21 protein-coding genes are annotated in these 21,603 nt (G+C 38.2%); 13 read left to right on the forward strand and 8 right to left on the reverse strand.

Annotated features, from left to right (window positions below; all coding sequences use genetic code 11):
- Window positions 1-72 precede the first annotated feature (72 nt).
- From BT1A1_RS04635 to trpA, 3 genes are read left to right on the forward strand one after another with little or no spacing between them, the layout of a single operon-like run.
- Window positions 73-714: a phosphoribosylanthranilate isomerase gene (locus BT1A1_RS04635; protein ID WP_034768589.1), complete on the forward strand. Its 642-nt coding sequence runs from the start codon at window positions 73-75 to the stop codon at window positions 712-714.
- The gene (trpB, locus tag BT1A1_RS04640; protein WP_034768592.1) at window positions 689-1,885 is read left to right on the forward strand and encodes a tryptophan synthase subunit beta; all 1,197 of its coding nucleotides are present in this window, start codon (window positions 689-691) and stop codon (window positions 1,883-1,885) included. The genes BT1A1_RS04635 and trpB overlap by 26 nt, the downstream gene beginning before the upstream one ends.
- The gene (trpA, locus tag BT1A1_RS04645) at window positions 1,886-2,677 is read left to right on the forward strand and encodes a tryptophan synthase subunit alpha (protein ID WP_034768595.1); all 792 of its coding nucleotides are present in this window, start codon (window positions 1,886-1,888) and stop codon (window positions 2,675-2,677) included. It begins immediately after the preceding gene.
- A gap of 248 nt (window positions 2,678-2,925) precedes the next feature.
- Here trpA and pdxT read toward each other — a convergent pair whose 3' ends face one another.
- A complete protein-coding gene (gene pdxT / locus BT1A1_RS04650) occupies window positions 2,926-3,528 on the reverse strand; it encodes a pyridoxal 5'-phosphate synthase glutaminase subunit PdxT (RefSeq protein ID WP_034768597.1) in 603 nt (200 codons plus the stop codon).
- Window positions 3,529-3,645: 117 nt separating this feature from the next.
- Window positions 3,646-4,533 (reverse strand): pyridoxal 5'-phosphate synthase lyase subunit PdxS, encoded by an 888-nt coding sequence (gene pdxS / locus BT1A1_RS04655; protein ID WP_034768599.1) that lies wholly within the window; start codon window positions 4,531-4,533, stop codon window positions 3,646-3,648.
- Between the two features lie 246 nt (window positions 4,534-4,779).
- On the opposite strand from pdxS, the gene BT1A1_RS04660 reads away from it, so the two are divergent.
- Entirely contained in the window at window positions 4,780-6,177 is a 1,398-nt protein-coding gene (locus tag BT1A1_RS04660) for a MocR-like pyridoxine biosynthesis transcription factor PdxR (RefSeq protein ID WP_034768601.1), read from the forward strand.
- A gap of 152 nt (window positions 6,178-6,329) precedes the next feature.
- On the opposite strand, the gene BT1A1_RS04665 is transcribed toward BT1A1_RS04660, so the two are convergent.
- The gene (locus BT1A1_RS04665) at window positions 6,330-6,896 is read right to left on the reverse strand and encodes a nitroreductase family protein (RefSeq protein WP_034768603.1); all 567 of its coding nucleotides are present in this window, start codon (window positions 6,894-6,896) and stop codon (window positions 6,330-6,332) included.
- A 228-nt stretch (window positions 6,897-7,124) separates the two neighbouring features.
- Between BT1A1_RS04665 and BT1A1_RS17765 the strand changes: the two genes are divergently transcribed.
- Both BT1A1_RS17765 and BT1A1_RS04670 read left to right on the forward strand, forming a co-directional pair.
- Window positions 7,125-7,295 (forward strand): hypothetical protein, encoded by a 171-nt coding sequence (locus BT1A1_RS17765; protein WP_269147483.1) that lies wholly within the window; start codon window positions 7,125-7,127, stop codon window positions 7,293-7,295.
- A gap of 39 nt (window positions 7,296-7,334) precedes the next feature.
- The gene (locus BT1A1_RS04670) at window positions 7,335-7,613 is read left to right on the forward strand and encodes a DUF1292 domain-containing protein (protein ID WP_034768605.1); all 279 of its coding nucleotides are present in this window, start codon (window positions 7,335-7,337) and stop codon (window positions 7,611-7,613) included.
- A 22-nt stretch (window positions 7,614-7,635) separates the two neighbouring features.
- Here BT1A1_RS04670 and BT1A1_RS04675 read toward each other — a convergent pair whose 3' ends face one another.
- Window positions 7,636-8,781 (reverse strand): DEAD/DEAH box helicase, encoded by a 1,146-nt coding sequence (locus tag BT1A1_RS04675; protein ID WP_034768606.1) that lies wholly within the window; start codon window positions 8,779-8,781, stop codon window positions 7,636-7,638.
- A 388-nt stretch (window positions 8,782-9,169) separates the two neighbouring features.
- On the opposite strand from BT1A1_RS04675, the gene BT1A1_RS04680 reads away from it, so the two are divergent.
- The 4 genes from BT1A1_RS04680 (at window position 9,170) to cyoE (ending at window position 13,704) form a co-directional block, all read left to right on the forward strand.
- Window positions 9,170-10,372, forward strand: coding sequence for an MFS transporter (locus tag BT1A1_RS04680; protein WP_269147484.1), 1,203 nt, complete (start codon window positions 9,170-9,172; stop codon window positions 10,370-10,372).
- Between the two features lie 141 nt (window positions 10,373-10,513).
- The gene (locus tag BT1A1_RS04685; protein ID WP_034768610.1) at window positions 10,514-11,398 is read left to right on the forward strand and encodes a DMT family transporter; all 885 of its coding nucleotides are present in this window, start codon (window positions 10,514-10,516) and stop codon (window positions 11,396-11,398) included.
- A 102-nt stretch (window positions 11,399-11,500) separates the two neighbouring features.
- Window positions 11,501-12,469: a cation diffusion facilitator family transporter gene (locus BT1A1_RS04690; protein ID WP_051989004.1), complete on the forward strand. Its 969-nt coding sequence runs from the start codon at window positions 11,501-11,503 to the stop codon at window positions 12,467-12,469.
- A 326-nt stretch (window positions 12,470-12,795) separates the two neighbouring features.
- Window positions 12,796-13,704, forward strand: coding sequence for a heme o synthase (cyoE, locus tag BT1A1_RS04695; protein ID WP_034768612.1), 909 nt, complete (start codon window positions 12,796-12,798; stop codon window positions 13,702-13,704).
- Window positions 13,705-13,747: 43 nt separating this feature from the next.
- On the opposite strand, the gene BT1A1_RS04700 is transcribed toward cyoE, so the two are convergent.
- Window positions 13,748-14,638, reverse strand: a complete 891-nt coding sequence (locus BT1A1_RS04700) for a TetR/AcrR family transcriptional regulator (protein ID WP_034768614.1) — start codon at window positions 14,636-14,638, stop codon at window positions 13,748-13,750.
- A 181-nt stretch (window positions 14,639-14,819) separates the two neighbouring features.
- Between BT1A1_RS04700 and BT1A1_RS04710 the strand changes: the two genes are divergently transcribed.
- Window positions 14,820-16,328, forward strand: coding sequence for a DHA2 family efflux MFS transporter permease subunit (locus BT1A1_RS04710; RefSeq protein WP_034768618.1), 1,509 nt, complete (start codon window positions 14,820-14,822; stop codon window positions 16,326-16,328).
- A gap of 139 nt (window positions 16,329-16,467) precedes the next feature.
- Here BT1A1_RS04710 and BT1A1_RS04715 read toward each other — a convergent pair whose 3' ends face one another.
- The gene (locus BT1A1_RS04715; RefSeq protein ID WP_034768620.1) at window positions 16,468-17,088 is read right to left on the reverse strand and encodes a GntR family transcriptional regulator; all 621 of its coding nucleotides are present in this window, start codon (window positions 17,086-17,088) and stop codon (window positions 16,468-16,470) included.
- Between the two features lie 283 nt (window positions 17,089-17,371).
- Here BT1A1_RS04715 and BT1A1_RS04720 point away from each other — a divergent pair, with 283 nt between their 5' ends.
- On the forward strand, window positions 17,372-18,496 hold the full coding sequence (locus BT1A1_RS04720) for an ABC transporter ATP-binding protein (protein WP_034768622.1): 1,125 nt from the start codon (window positions 17,372-17,374) through the stop codon (window positions 18,494-18,496).
- The gene (locus BT1A1_RS04725) at window positions 18,496-20,073 is read left to right on the forward strand and encodes an ABC transporter permease/substrate-binding protein (protein ID WP_034768623.1); all 1,578 of its coding nucleotides are present in this window, start codon (window positions 18,496-18,498) and stop codon (window positions 20,071-20,073) included. The genes BT1A1_RS04720 and BT1A1_RS04725 overlap by 1 nt, the downstream gene beginning before the upstream one ends.
- A 78-nt stretch (window positions 20,074-20,151) precedes the next feature.
- Here BT1A1_RS04725 and BT1A1_RS17770 read toward each other — a convergent pair whose 3' ends face one another.
- Together BT1A1_RS17770 and BT1A1_RS04730 are read right to left on the reverse strand one after the other, a co-directional pair.
- Entirely contained in the window at window positions 20,152-20,310 is a 159-nt protein-coding gene (locus BT1A1_RS17770) for a GHKL domain-containing protein (protein ID WP_081912272.1), read from the reverse strand.
- 347 nt (window positions 20,311-20,657) lie between these two features.
- Complete coding sequence (locus tag BT1A1_RS04730; protein WP_034768625.1) at window positions 20,658-21,590, reverse strand: aldo/keto reductase; 933 nt, start codon at window positions 21,588-21,590, stop codon at window positions 20,658-20,660.
- Window positions 21,591-21,603 lie beyond the last annotated feature (13 nt).

Consider the following 21,603-nt stretch of genomic DNA (forward strand, 5'->3'; position numbering starts at 1 on the left):
AGGAAGACCCCCATTGATGGAAGTGTCACTTTATGAAAACAAAGATTTTACAGGAAAGGAAGTGAGCCATACATGCTTGTGAAAATATGCGGTATTCAAACTTTGGAAGCAGCCCGGACAGCTGTTCAAGGGGGCGCTGATTTTATCGGATTCGTTTTTGCTGACAGCCGGAGAAAAATCACCCCTGAAACGGCCCGGGAAATTGCGAACGCATTGCCGAAACAAGTAAAGAAGGTAGGTGTATTTGTTAATGAAACGGTTGAAAAAATGACAGAGATTGCGAATATGGTGGGCTTGGATTTTTTGCAACTTCATGGCAATGAGCCGGCAAGTGTAGCCGAAAAACTACCATTACCGGTGATCAAAGCATATTCAGCCGATTTAATCAATCATTCTGAAATAAGGTCCTATCCTTGTGACTATTACTTGATTGATAGTCCAAAAGGAAAATATCACGGTGGTACCGGGAAAACATTTGATTGGAAGATTGCAAAGGATTTCGAGTTGGACCGTCGCAAACTTATTTTGGCGGGAGGTTTGACACCGGATAATGTCCGGGAGGCAATTACGGTTGTTGGTCCGGTTGGGGTTGACGTTTCCAGTGGTGTAGAGACAGATGAAAAAAAAGATACGGAAAAAATTCGTGAATTTATTAAACAAGCAAAATCGACGGGAAAGGATGAGTCCATTGACAACTTATACAATGCCAGATAAAACAGGGCGATACGGAAATTTTGGCGGGAGATTTGTACCGGAATTATTAATGCCGGCATTATTGGAACTGGAGGAAGTCTATGAAACAGCAAAAAATGATCCTGCATTTTTACAACAAGTGGAATATTATTTAAAACAATATGTCGGGAGGGAAACACCGCTTTATTTTGCCGAGCAATTGACGAAAAAGCTCGGCGGACCGAAAATTTATTTAAAACGGGAAGATTTAAATCATACCGGTGCCCATAAAATTAATAATACAATTGGTCAGGCGCTGTTGACACTGAGGATGGGCAAGAAAAAAGTGGTTGCTGAAACAGGTGCGGGACAACACGGGGTAGCTACTGCAACGGTCTGTGCCCTATTTGGCTTAGAATGTATCGTGTTTATGGGTGTTGAGGATATTGAACGGCAAAAATTAAATGTCTTTCGCATGGAAATGTTAGGGGCTGAAGTAAGAGGCGTATCCAGTGGCAGCGGGACATTGAAGGATGCCACCAATGAAGCGTTACGCTACTGGGCGGCTCATGTGACCGATACCCACTATATACTAGGTTCTGCAGTTGGTCCGCACCCGTTTCCGCTGATCGTTCGTGATTTTCAGTCAGTGATCGGTAAAGAAACAAAACGGCAAATCGTTGAACAGACAGGAAAGTTACCGGATGCTGTCGTCGCTTGTGTCGGTGGGGGAAGCAATTCAATCGGTATGTTTTATCCATTTATTGAAGACGAGTTCGTTAAACTATATGGGGTTGAAGCGGCAGGAAAAGGTGTGGATACCGATTTGCATGCGGCTACTCTAACAAAAGGGGACGTCGGAATTTTGCACGGGACCTTGTCAAAACTTTTACAAGATGAACATGGGCAAATAACAGAAGCCTTCTCAATATCGGCAGGCCTGGATTATCCGGGAGTCGGTCCGGAACATAGTCATTTACATGAAACGAAGCGAGTCACATATGAAGCTGTAACTGATGAAGAAGCACTGGACGCCTTTCAATTTTTAACAAAAACGGAAGGGATTATTCCGGCGTTGGAAAGTGCCCATGCAGTTGCTTATGCGATGAAACTGGCAAGAACGATGTCGCCGGATGAGACCATGGTTATTTGTTTATCCGGTCGGGGCGATAAAGATGTGGAACAAGTAAAAAGCCGATTGGAGGAAAGATAAATGGGTAAGGAACGGATTGAGCAAAAATTTGCCGAAAAACTTGCGAGTGGTGAAAAATTATTTATTCCTTACATTATGGCGGGAGACGGTGGCCTTAATGTGTTGGAGGAGCGGATTTGCTTTTTAGCTGAATGCGGGGTTGCGGCGATTGAACTTGGAATCCCATTTTCTGACCCGACCGCCGATGGACCAACGATTCAAAAGGCCGGGGTTAGAGCATTAAAAAATGGTACGACTTTAGCGGGTGTTTTGGAAATACTTGAAAGTTTTAAAACAAGAAGAGAAGTTCCCGTCATCCTTATGACATATATAAATCCGATATTTCATTACGGTTTGGAAAGATTTGCCAAAGCTTGTGTGCGGGCCGGTGTTGATGGTGTGATTATTCCGGATGTTCCATTAGAAGAGGAAGATTTGATTGCTGGGTTTTTGCATCAACACGGGATTGCATTTATCAGACTTGTTGCATTAACGAGTCCAAAAGAGCGAGTTGTTGAAATTGCTCGCCGTTCAGAAGGGTTCCTGTATGCAGTTTCGGTTATGGGGACAACCGGTGTGAGACAACATCATGATGAGCATGTAAAAGAGTATTTGCAAACATTAAAAGAAGTAAGTCCTGTCCCGGTTTTGGCAGGATTCGGGGTTTCTAATGGGGAACAAGCCCGTGACCTAGGCGAATATTGTGACGGGGTTATCGTTGGCAGTAAAATTGTTGATTTATTCAATGAAGGAAAAATAAAGGAGATTCAAGAATTGATTAAAGACAGTTTGATGACCCGGTCGAAAGCTTAGCAATAAGAAACAAGGCACGGTTGCCATAAATCCAACCATCGCTGCAGTTGCTGCGTCGAAAGCTTAGTAATAAGTAACATGGCACTACATCCATATCTTTCGCAGGTCGTTAAGTTAAGGGCACCAACCTCATACAAAAAATAACCCTTCTAAAAGTTGTTTGCCAACTTTTAGAAGGGTTAAGTTTTGTTTGGCTAAGCTTTTTGTGATGTATTTGTTTTCCGAAGTTCCGGAAGCGTTTCGTAAATCTAAGCCTTTTGGAATGTTTTTGTTTTGCTTTCTTTAACCATTTCCACAAAAAGCTCAAGAAAGCGGGAATCCTCTGTCAATTCCGGATGAAAGGCCGTCGTTAATAAATGGCCTTGTCTGGCAGCAACAATATGACCATCTACCTCTGCCAATACTTCTACTCCACCGCCAACTTTTTTAATATACGGTGCACGAATAAAAACAGCATGAAAAGGGGAATCAAATCCGGCAACTTCAAGGTCGGCTTCAAAACTTTCCCGCTGACGACCAAAGGCATTTCTTTTAACAACAATATCCATGAGGCCAAGATGGACAACTTCCGACCCTTCAAGCTCTTTTGCTAAAAGAACCATCCCGGCACAAGTACCGAATATCGGTTTCTGCTCTTTGGAAAATTGTATCAACGGCTCAAAAAATCCGTATTGGTTAATTAATTTTCGCATGGTGGTACTTTCTCCGCCGGGGAAAATAAGCCCGTCAATTTCATTTAGTTGAGAAGGCCGCTTCACAATGATTGCGTGAATTCCTAATGATTCGACTTGTTTCACATGTTCTTCAACGGCTCCTTGTAACCCTAAAACACCAATTGTTAAATCACTCATTTATCTCACTTCCTTTACATTAGGCTATAATTCAGTTTGTTTAAAAATCATAACCGGAGATTTTCCAGTTGAGTAAAATTCGTTATGAAAGGGATCATTTGGCACCTTTAAGTAACCTTACCAACCGCGTTCTTGCATTCTTTCTTCGGCAGCCAATGTTGAAATTTCAATTCCTTTCATAGGTGTGCCAAGATCTTTAGACAGTTTGGCAATTAAATCATAGTCTTGATAATAAGTCGTAGCCTGAACAATGGCACTGGCAAATTTCTCAGGTGTTTCCGATTTAAAAATACCGGAACCGACAAATACACCGTCAGCACCTAATTCCATCATCAATGCTGCATCAGCCGGTGTTGCCACGCCCCCTGCTGCAAAATTAACAACCGGAAGTCGACCGGCCTCTTTAATTTGTTTTAACACTTCAAATGGGGCACCGAGATTTTTTGCCTCAGTCATTAGTTCATCGTCGTTCATATTTACTACTTTACGAACCTGTGCATTAACTTTGCGAATATGACGAACGGCTTCAACAATGTTACCGGTTCCGGGTTCACCTTTTGTCCGAAGCATGGCAGCCCCTTCACCAATCCGGCGGGCTGCTTCCCCCAGATCACGGCAGCCGCAAACAAACGGAACGGTAAACTCACTTTTTAAAATATGAAACTCATCGTCAGCCGGAGTCAGTACTTCACTTTCATCAATGTAATCAACGCCCATAGCTTCCAAAACTCGTGCTTCAACAATATGACCGATTCGAGCTTTAGCCATAACCGGGATTGATACGGCATTCATTACTTCCTCAATAACCCTGGGATTTGCCATTCTCGCTACACCACCTGCTGCACGAATATCCGATGGAACCCGCTCTAAAGCCATTACGGCAACCGCTCCGGCAGCTTCAGCGATTTTTGCTTGTTCCGCATTGACCACGTCCATAATGACGCCGCCTTTTTGCATTTGCGCCATCCCTCTTTTTACTTTATCTGTACCAACTAATTTCTCCATTTTCCCCACTCCATTTCTTTTAAGTATTCTTTTGCATTAACGGTCACTAAATCTTCCCCATAAGGCTTAGGAAAATCAAAGAAGCAAAGGTAGATGATAAGCGCCCGTAAAATGCCCGATTGGTTTGAACCAATACAATGTTTTAATATATTGCATTTTTAGAAGTTTACTATATTATAGAAAGTACCTGATACCATTAAAAGTGTCAGTTTTTATAAAATTAACCATGCCAGTGAGGTGATTCAAATGGATATGTTATCCATTCACATTGAACGTACTAGTGATACCCCCATTTACGAGCAGTTATACATTTATATAAAAAAAGAAATTGCTTCTGGAAAAATAACTTTTGGTGAAAAATTACCTTCCAAACGTAAATTGGCCGAGTTTCTAAAAATTAGCCAAAATACAGTGGAAACCGCTTATGAACAGTTGGTGGCAGAAGGGTATGTGGAAAGTGTTCCGAGAAAAGGTTATTTTGTCCAAGCCTATGAGGATTTAGAGTATGTTCAAAAGGAAATGACGAATACATCCCGTGAGCAACAACCCATTATACAAATGAAGTATCACTTTCATCCGGGCTGGGTCGATACCGAACATTTCCCCTTTGAAAAATGGCGCAAATATGCAAAGCAAACAATGGAAAAAGAAAACCGGCATTTATTGTTAGCAGGAAATCAACAGGGAGAATATGAGCTGAGGAAAGAAATTTGTCAATATTTATTTCAAGCAAGGGGTGTTCATTGCAGCCCGGAACAAATAGTCATCGGTGCCGGTTTAGAAATTTTATTGCAACAATTAATACTATTGCTTAATAAACGAACCGTCTATGGTGTGGAAGATCCGGGTTATCATGTTATTTCTCATCTCTTGAAAAAATATGAGTACCATGTTCTGCCGCTTGAGGTTGATGAGGAAGGAGTGAATGTGGGAGAAATTGAAGAAAAGAATATTAATGTCATTTATGTTACACCGTCCCACCATTTCCCATACGGGTCGATTCTTTCCGTAAACCGGCGTACAAAGCTGTTGAACTGGGCTGCTGCAAGACCTAATCGTTTTATTATTGAGGATGACTATGACAGTGAATTTCGCTATAGCGGAAAGTCCATTCCGTCACTGCAAAGCATGGATCAAAACGGGAAAGTGATTTATTTGGGAACTTTTTCAAAATCATTAATGCCATCTATTCGGATCAGTTATATGGTCCTGCCTGATTCTTTATTGCAAAAATATAAAAAAGAACTCACCTTTTATCAATGTTCCGTTTCGAGAATTGATCAGCATATTCTAACCGAATTTATGCGGAACGGGGACTTTGAAAAACATTTGAATCGAATGCGGAAAATATACCGGCGAAAATTAGAGAAGGTACTTGATTTACTTAAACCGTATCAAGAATTAACGGTGTCCGGTGCCCATTCCGGATTTCATCTCGTTTTAGAAGTGAATAACGGGTTAAAGGAAAAAGAACTTGTCGATCGCGCGCTTCAGGCTGGTCTTAAAGTGTATCCAGTTTCGGCATACTCCATTATTAAAAGGGAGGAAACCCTGCCAAAAATTGTTCTTGGATTTGCCGGAATTCCTGAAAAAGAATTGGGCACGGCCATTAAGTTGTTGCTAAAAAGTTGGAAGATATTTTAAGAGAATGATTTAAGCAATTTTGTCCGGTAACAAAAATATTAAGGAAAATTCATAAAATACGGGTGATTTTCCGTTATAGAGCGATTTAAAAACTGATATTAAATGGTAATAAGAAAAGCAGACTCATAAGCAAGAGTCCGCTTTTTCTTTCGTTAGTCAAACCAAATTGTTTTTTCCTCTGCCGGTGTCCGAACGGCTTTAATTTCGAAATCCTTTTTCGGATAGCCGAGATAAATGAGTCCGATTATTTTATCATTTTCCTCTAACTTCAAGTAAGGCCTCAATTCCGGTTCATGGGCGATATCGCCGGTTCTGACAATCGTGGCTAATCCTTTTTCCGTCGCAGCCAAGAGGAAGTTTTGCAGGACACAACCACAAGCGGCAATTTCTTCAATTTCCGGAACTTTTCCTGATGGACTAACTGCCAATGCAATAATAACCGGTGCACGCAGCGGACCTTTTGCCGCTTTTTCAATTTTTTGTTTGGCTTCTTCTTCGCTTAAACCTGTTGATTTTTCCTTGGTAATACGTGCCATTTCTTCACCGAGTTTAACCCGGCCTTCCCCTTTAATGACCCGGAATTTCCATGGTTCTGTTTTTTTATGATTCGGTGCCCAGACGGCAATATCGAGTAATTCTTTAACCACTTCATCCGGAACATCTTTTTCATCAAGTGCACCAATGGAACGGCGCGATTTAATTAATTCAACTAATTCCATTTGTGATTCCTCCCTGTATATTCCATTACCCTTTAAGTATATGATTCTCAAGGATTTCATTCAATTTATGTGATTTTAAAAATTTTTGCAGTACATTTAGTCAAAACGATTGTTAAATCTGTATTTACTAAAAACTGATTCATTCCGCCCATTCTGTTTCAGAACATGTACCTAATAATGAAATGAGCCATATAATGCGATTGAGAAAAATTGAAAGGGGAAAGGAAAATGGATGGTATGTCCCGACAAACACTTGCATGGCATGAAACAATGGGACTTCATGAATTAGTTGCTTCTCAATCGATTGGCTTAATGAAGTTAAAAATGGGATTACGAAATATTGATGACATGCGAAAAAATAGGAATAAACAGCAAAAAGAGGGGAATATTAACATCTAGTTTGAACAACTGTTAAATCGAAAAAATGTGGTGGATTTTGTGGAAAAAGTTGAAGTAGGCGAAGTTTTTACAATTAGTGATGAAGCAGGAGAAGAAAACGAGGTTGAGGTTTTAGCTGCATTTCCTGTTGATGGAGTTGAATATGTAGCGGTTAGTTTTACTGAGGACTTACAGGAAGAAACCGATGAGGGTATCGACATCTTTTTATTGAAAGTAGACGAAGAGGGAGATTTAGCGGCAATCGGTTCCGATGAAGAATTCGATAAAGTTTCACAAGCATTTGACCAGATTATGGAAGAGGAAGAAGGCGGAGAATAACATTTTCTCCGCCTTCTTTATGCTATTTATGAGGATTTTTTTTCACATCCACCATTTTCCCTTTATACAATTCTTTCCTACTTATTTTCACATTCAATTCCTTGCTCATCTTTTTTAAAAAACTTTCTTCTCGTGCATTGACGAGCGAAATAACCGTTCCTGTTTTACCCATTCGCCCTGTGCGTCCGGATCTGTGCAAATATTGCCCCTCTGTACTTGGAAAATCGACATGAATGACAGTAGCAATATCAGGAATATCGAGACCTCTTGCCGCTACATCGGTTGTTAGGAGGAGAGGGGCAGCGCCGGAGCGGAATTGAGTCAGTGCCGTTTTTCGTTCCATTTTATTTCTTTCACTCGTTAAAACCGCAAGCTTTAATCCATGATAGGTAAGTTTTTCAGCGGCTTCCTCAACTTTAACGGTATTCTTGAAAAAAGCAATGGTTCGCCCCGGATTTGTATGCATGATTTTTCGGAGCAAATCGATCTTTTCCCGCTGCTCACATGTTATATATTGATGCTGAATAGTTGCATTTTCAGGTTGTGTTTGAATCCGAATTATTTCCGAATTATTCATGAGCTCACGGGCGATTTCTTCTGTTTCTTTCGTAATGGTTGCTGAAAAAACGAGCAGTTGTCGGTCTCTCAAAGTAGAATGAATGATATTTTTTACTTCAGCTAAATGCTCCCGGGAAAGAAGTCTGTCCGCCTCATCAACAACCACGGTTCTCACTTCATGCATTTTCATTTTTTTCATTTTAATTAATTCGTACATCCGACCGGTTGTACCGATAACAATTTGTGGTCGGCTTTTTAGCTTTTCTACTTGTTTCTTTAGATTTGCCCCGCCAATGAAAGAATAACTTACGATTTCGGTTCCTTTCGTAAATTTTCGAACCTCGTCCAAAATTTGCATCGCCAGTTCACGGGACGGGACAAGAATGACCGCTTGGATGTCTTTTTTGTCCTCATTTAATCGCTCCAGTATCGGAATTATGTAGGCTAATGTTTTCCCGGTTCCTGTCGGTGATTCTGCAATTACATCTTTTCCGGCTAAAATAAGTGGAACAGTCTGCTTTTGGATCAATGTTGCGTCGGTAAAGCCCGATTTCTCCCAATTTTCCTGTAAAAATGGTTTCATTTGTTGCAAGGCAGTCCAGTTTGCCATGATAATCATCCTTTTTCATGTTTCTTTTCAGTGTCTTCTATTGTATAGGATTTATAAGGAAAGTACAAAATTTGCATTAAATTGTTCATCTTAAGGAAAATTGGCTATTGTTTTAAAGGCGAATTCAAATTATACTTAAACTTACAATTATTATATATTGGTTATTCTATTATTATATGGAAAAATTATTTTGTGCCGCCAAATGAGAGCCGATCGCCGGATCAGGTAATTGGCACTTAAGTCCCATATAAGTTACTAACCTTGAAGATACCATCTTCAGGGATTTTAACAATTTATCATCTACCGTAAAATTAGTAAAGATAGCCTTTTTAAGGGGGGAGTTTAAATAATATTTTTTCAATTTCACCGGACGATTAAAATTCGAATTATTGAATCTTTCTTAAGTACGGCAATTAGTAATATGATTTTTCCATTCATGGCCATCTACTTGTCGAATCACTTTGGCGTAAAAATTACCGGAATTCTTCTTCTTGTCAATGTTTTTATCGGCATTGCTTTATCGTTTTTTGGCGGTTATGTTTCTGACCGTTTTGGCCGGAAGAAATTAATCGTTTTTGCGGAAATGTTACGGTTTTTCGCTTTTACAGTTATGATGATTTGTAATTCCCCTTGGTTTACGTCACCGCTAATTACCTATTTCATGATGACGATTAACACAATTTGCTGGTCATTGGGTGGTCCGGCAAATCAAGCAATGTTGATTGATGTCAGTAAACCCGATGAGCGAAAATATATGTTTTCCATTATGTATTGGGCGAATAATTTATCGATTGCAATTGGAGGGTCACTCGGCGGATTTCTTTTTAAAGATTACCTTTTTGAATTGTTAATTGCTTTGTCAATAACTGCACTTATTACTGTTATACTTATTGTCTTTTTTATTGATGAGAGCTATGTTCCGGAACAAGTTGCAGATCAGAAAGTTTTTCAGCATATATGTCAAATGTTGCGCAATTATCGGGAAGTTTTCCGGGATCATCTGTTCATTCTGTATTGTATGGCCATTGTTTTCGTTATGTCATTAGAGTTTCAATTGAGTAATTATGTCGGAATTCGATTAGAAAGCGAAATGCCGGTACAACGATTTCTTTGGTGGGAACTTGATGGCATTGAGATGACCGGTCTTTTGCGGACGGAAAATACTGTACTTGTCGTATTAATGGCTTTATTTGCTGCAAAAATGGTTTCACGCTTCAAAGATCGTCATGTGATTATTCTCGGATCGTTCGTCTTTGTCGCTGGGTATGCTTATATATCCTACTCGAACAATATTCCATTTTTATTTATCGCAATGGTATTAGCCTCTGTTGCCGAGGTTGTCCGTGTTCCGGTTGAGCAAAACTATCAAGCAAGTCTCCCGCCGGTTCACGCCAGAAGTTCCTATTTAGCTGTCAGTGGGATGGGATATAATTTGGCTCAATTGATCTGTTCCATCACAGTTATGATAAGTGCGTATTTAAATAATTTGGCTACAACTGTTTTTATTGCCGCTATCGGATTTTTTGGTGTGTTTATTTTCATGAAAATCGGATCGGCACTCGATCATCGTGTAAAAAAATCCGCTGCCTAAATTAGCTCATACTAGACTTGGGACATCTTGTCTTGGGTCTAGTTTTATAAAAAGTTATATAATACCTTGTTCGTTTTATTGTAAAATAATAATTAACCGCTAAATTGCAAGATTATATAGAATTAGTTGGAGGAAGTATATATGCCGGGGAAACTAAAGATGATTACCGCCATGTTGATTTTCGGCAGCATCGGTTTATTTGTAAAAAATATTCATCTTTCCTCCAGTGAAATTGCATTGTTTCGGGGGATCATCGGGAGTATATTTTTACTTGTTGCCAGTTCCGTCTTAAGGAAAAAAATCCGTTTTCATACATCAAAAAAGAATATCGCACTCCTTATTTTGTCCGGTGGGGCAATCGGTTTTAATTGGATTTTTTTGTTTGAAGCTTATCGTTACACAACGATATCCAATGCAACCTTAAGTTATTATTTCGCGCCAATCTTTGTCATGATACTAGCTCCGTTAATTTTAAAAGAGAAATTAACATGGATGAAGGTAACGAGTATCGTAAGTGCCATGGTTGGATTATTTCTTATCGTCGGGACGGATACCGATGCCGGAGAAGGATATGATCATGTAACAGGGATTATGTATGGTTTACTGGCGGCTGCCTTTTATGCAAGTGTGATAGTAATGAATAAATTTATTAAAAATTTACCGGATTACGAGACGACGGTTGCTCAATTGTCCCTCGCTTCTCTTGTTTTGCTGCCCTATGTTTTCCTGAATGAAACGGTTAATATCGGTTCACTGGATGGAAAATCAGTTTTATTCATGATTATTGTTGGGATTATTCATACGGGATTAGCCTATGTTCTCTATTTTTCAGCTTTAAAAGAATTAAATGGTCATACAATCGCTATTTTCAGCTATATTGATCCGATTTCCGCAGTCATTATGGCCGCCATTTTCTTAGGAGAAGGGATGAGCTTTGCCCAAATGATTGGTGGGATATTGATTTTAAGTTCGACCTATTTAAGCGAAAGAAAAACAATTTCCTTTCCGGCAAACGGCAAAAAATGAGTCATAGGTTAAATTGCAAAAATTCATTGTTTTTGTTTAAAAATAACTGGTTTCGTGCCATAATAAAGTTGTTGTTTAATTGTTTTAGTTAGGAGACTTTACATGATAAAGCTCATTATCAAAAAATTTATTTCCGACTATGAAAATATAAAAGATAATAATGTACGTAAAAACTACGGTATTCTTTCCGGAATTCTGGGAATTATTTGCAACTTGATTTTGTTCTCTATTAAAATTGTGACAGGGATTTTGATGAATAGCATTGCGATAATTTCGGATGCTTTTAATAATTTGACGGATTCCGGTTCTTCCTTCATTACAATCTTAGGGGCAAAATTTAGCAGTAAGCCGCCGGATAAGGAACATCCATATGGTCATGGAAGATTTGAGTATGTCGCCTCATTAATTGTTTCTTTTATTATTTTCGGAGTGGGTATTGAACTATTGCGGAATTCGATTAATAAAATTATTCATCCGGAAGCCATTCAAATCAATTTGTTTTCAATAATCATTCTATCCCTGTCGATTTTAATTAAATTGTGGATGTACTCGTATAATCGCTATATTGGTATATTAATCAATTCAAGTATGAATAAAGCAACGGCTAAAGACAGTTTAAATGATGCGATTGCAACAACAGGCGTAATTGCAGGTACGGCTATTGGAGCTGTACTTGAATTTCCGGTTGACGGAATATTAGGGGTTATTATTTCTATTTTAATTATTTATACGGGGTTTACAACCGCAAGAGACTCGGTCAATGTTCTGTTAGGCACTTCCCCGGATCCGGAATTACTTGACAAAATTCAATATCTCATTGATCAAAATCAAACCATCAATTATGTTCATGATTTAAAAATTCATGACTATGGCCCGGGGAGATTAATGGCCTCCATGCATGTCGTTGTACCGCCGGAAATGACCGTGGCAGATGCCCATTTTATCATTCATGGACTGGAACAAAAAATTGAACAGGAATTAGGAATTGAAATCGTGATTCATATTGACCCGGTAAAAGATATCGACGAAAATCCGGATTTATTAAAAAAGGATTTTCGATCACCTCAGTAAAGTGAAACTTCCATCAGTGGGGGGTCTTCATCCTTCACTGATGGTTAGTTGAACCAATCGGACATCATCCCCACCTATCACTCGAAAAACTTGAAGTAGTTATCTTACTACCTGTTAAGGCGGGATAAAATTTCCCGGGGAATCTGCTTTATCTCAGTTTAAATAGGGAAAAGCCCTTGTCCAGACACATCCAGGTAAGTTTTCCTTATCATCCCAAGCAAATCAAAAGCATTCACAAAGTTTAATATTCCATGTTATGATAGTAAAGTAGCTATGCATTCTTACTTTATAACAAAGAATAAATTTATAAAAGGATGATATATTTTATGGAGGAAAGAGTAGTTCTTTCTAACAAAGGAGTGGGTAACATCCTTCAATTCCTGACAGATGTTAAGTATCTATTAAAGGGAAAAGTACTTGTTGCTAATGTTTTACCGGTTTTTACAGCATATTGGCTGTCTTTATATTTTGCAGGAGAACGTTTTCGTGACCATATATCGCTATTTCTGTTAACAATGATCGGGAGTACGCTGGTTATTTCCGGCGCCCTTATTATTAACAATTGGTATGAAGTTGACCTTGATCGGAAAATGGTACGCACACAAAAACGGCCAACTGTTACCGGTCATTTTTCCATGAGAGCAGTATTGTGGGCCGGAATTATGACAACAATCTTAGGACTGGTCACTATGTTGGCTACTACGTTGGAGGCAACCGTTTATTCATTGTTGGGCTGGTTCGTCTATGTTGTTCTCTACACATTTTGGTCAAAACGAAAATATACACTAAATACCGTGATTGGGAGTATCTCCGGCGCCTTTACTCCACTCATCGGTTGGGCAGCCGTTCAGCCTGCTGATCATATTGTTCCGATTGTCCTGTTTGCCATATTATTTATTTGGCAAGTACCGCATACGATGGCCGTTGCCATAAAAAGATTTGATGATTATCAAGCGGCAAGTGTGCCGATGTTACCTGTGGTCTCCGGAATGGGTACGGCAATAAGACAAAATTTATTATATATTATTTGTTTACTGCCGATCCCATTTTTCTTATACCATTTATTCGGTCCGATACTTGTGATTGTTTCGTCTTTATTAACGGTCGGCTGGATTTTTTTAGCCGCCAAAGGATTCAGTACAAAAAACTTGGAAAAATGGGCACAGATGAATTTAATCTATTCATTAAACTATTTAGTTTGGCTTTCTTTCACCATGATTTTGCTTACTGTGTAAAGCTGCAAATGACCGGGAGAGGGATACCCGGTCTTTTGCATTTTCACTTCTTATTAAAATTCACTACAATTTTTTCCAATTTTTCCAGTTGAGCTTGATCAAAGAGCTCTTTACTTTCTTTTAATGAGCGAATGGCAAGAGAAATTAAGAATTGTCTCGGCTCTTCTTTATTTAGTAATTCATCATAAATAAAATCTAACAGTTCTATATAGTTTGCCGCTTCTTTTCTATGGACGAGCGGTTTTTTTAAGGATAAAATCGTCCGATATAAGATTTGTTGGTCGTCCATGCTATTAATGTTCGACTCGGGAAGCCATTGATCGAGCAGCTCGGGGGAAAATAAACTTTCCTTTGCCTTTTCCACCTCATCGACGACACGGATAATCCGATTTAAACTGTAACGAATGACGTCTTGTATACGCAGTTCATCTCTTCCTTCATAGGCCATCGCATAATACTTCAAATTATTGTGTAAAATACCGATAAACATAATCGCACAGTCTAAAAGATACGGTTTTTTATCTTCACCAAAAAGATCAATAAACCGATTGTAATACCATTTTAAAATTCGAAGTTGCCCTCTTTTAAAAAATCGCATTAATTCCTCGTCTCGGGAAACAATAATCTCCTCAAAAATAGAAATCAATTTATTTTTCTGGTTCATATATATTTGTAATTCAACTTGTTTAATAAAAATATCAAAGTTAGACGGATCTTGTCCGATTAGTAAATCGTTACGATCTTTTTCCAATTGTTTATAATTGGTTTTAAAAAGTTCTATTATTAATTCGTTTTTTGAGGAAAAATAATTATAAAATGTGCCTTTCGATATACCGCTATATTCGATGATGTCATTAATGGAAGTAGCATGAAATCCTTTATCAATAAATAATTGATGAGCCATTTTTATTACTTGTTTTTTCCGCTCATGCATCCAAATCACCTAGTCATTAGTTAGTTTACCTATACAAAATTCTATAGGAAACTCTTTATGATTACAAATAAAAATAGGTAAAGTTTTTTTATTGCAAAAATCAAATTGATGGTATATGATAATCATTATGTGAAATAAAGGTATAAAAATATGAACTGCTAGTATAAAAGGAGGAAGGTTTATGGACGATTCCATTACGAAAAAACCACCTTATGGGATCATTGCGATATTAATGGTCGGAGCATTTATTTCGTTTTTAAATAATACATTTTTGAATGTCGCACTTCCTTCAATTATGAAGGATTTGGACGTAAAAATGTCAACTGTACAATGGCTGACAACGGGATTTATGTTAGTAAACGGAATTATGATCCCGACAACTGCTTTTCTAATCCAAAAATACTCTGTCCGCCGTTTATTTTTAACAGCAGTAGGGTTGTTTACGGCAGGGACAATCGTTGGGGCAATTGCACCTACCTTTTCAATTTTATTATTGGCACGGATGACCCAAGCATCCGGTTCAGCCATTCTCATGCCATTATTAATGAACGTATTATTGGTTAGCTTCCCTGTTTCAAGACGGGGTGCTGCAATGGGAACACTTGGGTTAATCTTAACTTTTGCTCCGGCAATTGGACCGACATTATCCGGTTGGATTGTCGAACATTTTAACTGGCGTGCATTATTTTATTTAATTGCGCCTATTGCAGGGGCTGTTTGGATTTTTGGTTTTATGATGTTAAGAGATAAAAAGGAAAAAGTTGATATTCACTTGGATTTTCTTTCTCTCGTATTATCGACGTTCGGCTTTGGCGGGCTGCTTTACGGCTTCAGTACGGCCGGTAATTCCGGTTGGAATCATGTACAGGTTTATGCAACTCTAACTGTGGGTGTCGTTTCCTTATTCATTTTTATTTTGCGTCAATCGAAGCTCGAACAACCGATGCTTAACTTCCGTGTATTTCAGTACCCGATGTTTTCATTGGCTGCTGTTATTACAATGGTTGTAAACATGGCCTTATTCTCCGGATTTATGCTTATACCAATTTTTGCTCAGTCGGTCATTGGACTGACCCCTATGCAGTCCGGATTGATGTTACTTCCGGGAGCCATTATCAACGGTTTGATGTCCCCTGTTACCGGGCGGTTGTTTGATAAATTAGGAGGACGAATACTAGCTGTAACGGGATTATCCATTTTAACAATTACCACATACTTCTTTAGTAAATTAACATTTGATACAACATTTACGCATGTAGCCATATTGCATATTTTTCGGATGTTCGGTATGTCGATGGTTATGATGCCGACATCAACCAATGGATTAAACCAATTACCGCCACGCCTGTACCCGCACGGAACAGCGATGAACAATACATTTAACCAAGTATCAGCTGCTATTGGTACGGCATTTTTAATTACCGTTATGTCTAATCGACAAGAAAGCCATGCTGAAGAATTGATGAAAGCAGCCATGACAAAAGCACACGGGGCATTAACCCCTGAACAAATCGGACATATTCAAATAGAAGCTTTATTGGAAGGGATTAATCATACATTCCTAGTTTCTACATTTATTATAGTCATCGCATTAGTGCTGGCCTTTTTCATTAAACGTGCCAGACCTATTGAAGAAAAAGACAGAAAACAGAACGATCAATCTTTTCGTGAGGCAGTTGCCGAGAATTAAAAAATGAGACCATTCTTGATACCTTTATGGGATGTCAAGAACGGTCTTTTTTTAGTGCTTGTTTTGTGTTTTTAATAACTATGTCAAGAGGAAACGGACGATTTTTTTGGTTTTGCAGCAATCTATACAGATATGCATCTTATTCATTAAAAAAATGGGTGACCCGCTGTAAAACTTGTTCACTACCAATGATTAGGAGAATATCTCCCGGTTGGAATGTCGCAAAAGGCCCCGGAGAAATAATTAATTGCCCGTTTCTTTTCATTCCCACAACAGTTCCGCCTGTATTTTGCCAAAACTTCACTTCCCCTACGGTTTTACCAATATGCCGACAAGTTTCCGGAATCTCTACTTCTATTGGAATTAAAGGATTTGTATTCCGCAACTTCCCGGAATAATCAATGATCTTTTCAATTGTTTCAAATATTTTCTTATCAAGTGTTTCTCTATCTCGTAAATATTCCTTTGTCTTTTTCTCTAAATCCTTTAAGCTTTCCATATTTGAAAAGCGGTGGATGAACTTATATGCATTTTCTTTTGAAGTGATAACAACACCGCTTCCTTTTGTTGATTTTACAATTTCGACATCTTCCAATATTTTAATTGCTTTTCTAATGGTTTCCGGGGAGACATGATATTCACTAGCCAGTGTTGAACGTCCGAATATTTTATCTCCAACTTTTAATTCGTCATTGTAAATCCGGTTTGCAATATCAAGCGCAATTCTCTGATAAGCCGGCATTTGAGTTCGTATTTGCATGTCTTTCATCCTTTACAAAAATCTTTTTGCCTATTTACCCTTATCTTACCATAAAATGAACCTTCCATTCTTTTCATCCTTACTCAAAGGTTTTTTCCGACAGTAGCCACATGTATCAAATGCTGGGAAAAATGTTATAAAGAAGCTCGCTTTGTCGGAATTCAAATGTTATTGCAGCAAGGGACAGATCCTTCCAAATCATGGGAAAAAAGTATTTTCCTTAGACAAGTAACAATCTATCTGTTATAATTGGATTGTTACTTTTTTGTTAGGGGGGAATTTAATGATTCGATTTGAAAACATTACGAAACAATATAATCAAAAAACAGTTATACGTGATTTCAATCTTGATATTGAGGAAGGACAGCTTGTCGTCTTTATCGGGCCAAGCGGATGCGGGAAAACGACTCTATTAAAGATGATAAACCGTCTTTTAGAACCGACGAGCGGAAAAATTTATGTCAATGAAAAAGATATTTCGAAACAAGACCCAATTGAGTTAAGAAGAAATATCGGCTACGTGATTCAAAGTACGGGACTTTTTCCGCATATGACTATTAAGGAAAATTTAGAGTTGATTCCGAAATTGAAGGGGGAAGATTCCGATTCAATTAAACGGAAAACGAACGATCTTCTTGAACTGGTTGGTCTGGCACCAGATGAATATTTATACCGATATCCAAGTGAGTTAAGTGGTGGGCAAAAGCAGCGGATCGGTGTAGCCAGAGCCTTTTCAACAGATTCAGATATTATTCTTATGGATGAGCCGTTCAGTGCATTGGACCCCGTCACAAGAAACTCCTTACAAGACGAATTATTTTCCATGCAGAAGGAATTAAATAAAACCATTGTCTTTGTTACCCACGATATGGATGAAGCAATTAAGATTGCTGATAAAATATGCCTCTTGAATGAAGGTCATATCATCCAATATGATACCCCAGATCAAATATTGAAAAATCCGGCATCAGAATATGTTGAAGAATTTATTGGAAAAAGGCGGGTTTGGAATAATCCTGAAGTTTTAAAGGCAAAAGACATTATGATTTCAGACCCGGCTAAAGTTTCACCGCGAAGGAACGTTTTTCAAGCCATTGAGATTATGAAAGAAAATAAAGTGGACAGTTTGTTGGTGACGGATAAACAACAATCTTTAATTGGCCTGGTTACGTTAAAATCAATCCAATTACAAAACCGTGCAACAACGGTTGGAGAAATAATGGAGAAAAATATTTTATCCGTAACGGAAGATGAAAATTTGATTACTGTATTACAAATTATGAACGAAAATAAAATCGGCTACCTGCCAGTGGTCAGTGAAAAAAATCAGCTAACGGGATTAATTACAAGAAGCTCGATCTTGTCCGTATTAAGCGGTCAATTGCTTGATTTGGAGGTGGCATTTTAATGAGTGAGTTTTTCCAATATGTAGGAAATAATAGTGGGCAAGTTTTAAGTTTATTATGGGAGCATATCTATTTAACAATCTTTTCCGTATTTGTTGCAACGGTAATTGGTGTACCTTTGGGTATATTTATCTCTAAAAATAAAAATTTAGCAAAACCAATTATTGGGTTTGCTAATGTGATGCAGGCGATACCAAGTCTTGCTTTACTTGGTTTTCTTATTCCGTTTATCGGTATTGGAAGTACGCCGGCAATTGTGATGGTTGTCTTATACTCATTACTTCCCATCATAAAAAACACTTATACAGGTCTGGCCAATATTGATAAGGATATACTGGAAGCAGCGAAAGGAATCGGGCTAACAAGCAGGCAAACAATGACGAAAATTCAGTTACCGTTAGCAATGCCGGTAATTATGGCCGGTATCCGTATTTCGGCTGTGACGGCGGTCGGATTAATGACGATTGCAGCTTTCGTTGGTGCCGGTGGTTTAGGTTATCTCGTTTTTTCCGGTGTCTCATCAGTTGACAATAATATGATTTTGGCCGGTGCAATCCCTGCCTGTATTTTAGCTTTAATTATTGATTATCTAATCGGAAAAATTGAAAATGGGATATCTTATACAAATAATATTGGAAACAACAAAACTGCCGCAAAGAGGACAGAAAAGAAATCTAAAAAGAAAGGCTTAATAGTAACTGCGATTGTTTTTGTCCTTTTATTAAGTGCCGGCGTTGGTTATTCCATGATGAATAAAAAAGATTCGATTGTCATCGGCTCGAAAAATTTTAGTGAGCAAATGATTTTAGGTAATATGTTGGCCGATTTAATTGAGGAAAAAACGGATTTGGACGTGGAAAGAAAATTAAATCTCGGTGGAACCCAAGTTGTCTTTAATGCGATTAACAGCGGGGAAATTGATATGTATGTTGAATACACTGGGACAGGATTGATTAATCTTTTGAAAAAGGAACTGGTGAATGATCCTGATGAGGTGTACAAAATTGTTCAAAAGAATTTTAACGAGAAATATGATTTGAAAATTTTACAGCCGCTCGGTTTCAATAACACTTATACATTGGCGGTAAAACCGGAAACGGCGGAACAATACGGATTAAAAACGTTTTCTGATCTCGCCAAGGTTAGTGACCAGTTGGTATTGGGCGGAACGATTGAATTTACAAACCGTGTGGATGGTTTAAAAGGTCTCAGTGAAAAATATAATATGGACTTTAAAAGTGTTGAAGCGGTCGATGGCGGTTTGCGCTATACAGCAATCAATAATAATCGAGCAGATGTGATCGATGCATTTTCAACGGATGGACTTTTAGAGGAATTCAAGCTAACTGTATTGGAAGATGACCAACACTTTTTCCCGCCATATTACGCAGTTCCAGTTATTAAAGAGGAAACATTAAAAGAGCATCCTGAATTGGAGGAAGTTCTTAATCTCCTTAGCGGGAAATTAACGGATGAAAAAATGCGGGAACTGAATTATAAGGTAGATAGTTTAAATGAATCACCTGAAAAAGTAGCCAAAGACTTTTTAATCGAAGCGGGTTTGATTGATAATAAATAATTTGGAAAACAGGTATTTCTATCGAGAACATAGGCATGGATGTTCCGATAGAAATGCCTTTTTCATTTTATTATAAAATTATTGAATTGCCGGGATTTTTATTTTTACTGTAAATGTTTCATCTTTATGGATAAAATCGAGGAAGCCATCATGTTTTTTTACAATGTCTTGGATAAGTTTTGTCCCAACTCCTTCATGTCCGGCACCTTTTGTTGTGTTTTCATATGTAACAAACAACTAAGTGCCCAGTAACAAATGTTTTGCAAAATATTCACCTTTTAATTGTATTCTTGTAAGGGGAAATAGCGGCTTTTTCCGCAAGCATTGAAAGCGGGGATAAGGCTACGATTACTCTGATTGGAAACTCATTTAGTCAAAATTCTTCTACTTTGATGACATTAGTAACGAATGCTTTTTTTTCGTATGAAAAAATGATTGTCTCAAACAGATTGGAACAAACCGGTACTGATCCGAATTTTGCTTTTGAAGGATAAGTGGGTGATGAGTTAAGTTTTTCATTAAAAATAAAGTGGTACAAAAAGACCTTGGTCATAGCCTGATCAAGGTCTTTTATTTTGAATAACTCATTGAAAAATCTCACCAATCCGTACAATTTCATCTTCCGTTAATTGTACATCCAATGTTTTGAGGTTGGATAGGACTTGTTCCGGTTTTTTGGCGCCCGGGATGATTGCATCAATTCCGGCTTGGGCCAGGTACCAAGCAAGGACAACGTGGGCGACTTCAGCATTTTTCGCTTCGGCAATTGGCCGCAATTGTTCAACTTTCTCCAAATTGCGAATAAATGCTTCACCTTGGAAATGCGGTTTTTTGGCACGTAAATCATTGAATACCATATCCTTTGTATACTTTCCCGCAAGTAAACCGGATGCGAGAGGAAAATATGGGATAAAGGAAATTTGGTTTTCAATTGTATAAGGGAATATTTCTTTTTCAGCACTGCGATTTAGCAAATTATATTCACCTTGAAAAACATCAACATAGCCATCTTTATTTGCTTCTTTTAATTGCTCCAACGAAAAATTAGAAACACCGATGGCACGAATTTTTCCTTCATCCTTCAATTCTTTTAAAGCACCGACTGCTTCATATTTCGGTGTATGTTCATCCGGATAATGAATATAAAATAAGTCTATGTAATCAGTTTTAAGTCTCAACAAACTATCCTCTACCGATTGTTTTAAAAACGTTGGTGAATTATCAAAAACAACTTTATTATCGACAAATTTATGAGCAGCTTTTGTTGCTATGACTGCTTCTTGACGGTTCCCCATTTCTTGAATAACTTCACCGATTAATTCTTCGGAACGTTTCGGTCCGTAAATAAAAGCAGTATCCAGAAAATTCATCCCGTGCGTTAATGCGGTTCGAACAACTTCTTTTCCAACTTCTTCATCTAAATTTGGATACAGATTATGACCGCCGACTGCATTCGTCCCAAGACCAATCGGATTAACATATAAATCAGATTTCCCCAATTTAACATGAATAGACATTGCCACATTTCTC

It is taken from the genome of Caldibacillus thermoamylovorans (genome assembly GCF_000751775.1).
GTDB lineage: Bacteria > Bacillota > Bacilli > Bacillales > Caldibacillaceae > Caldifermentibacillus > Caldifermentibacillus hisashii.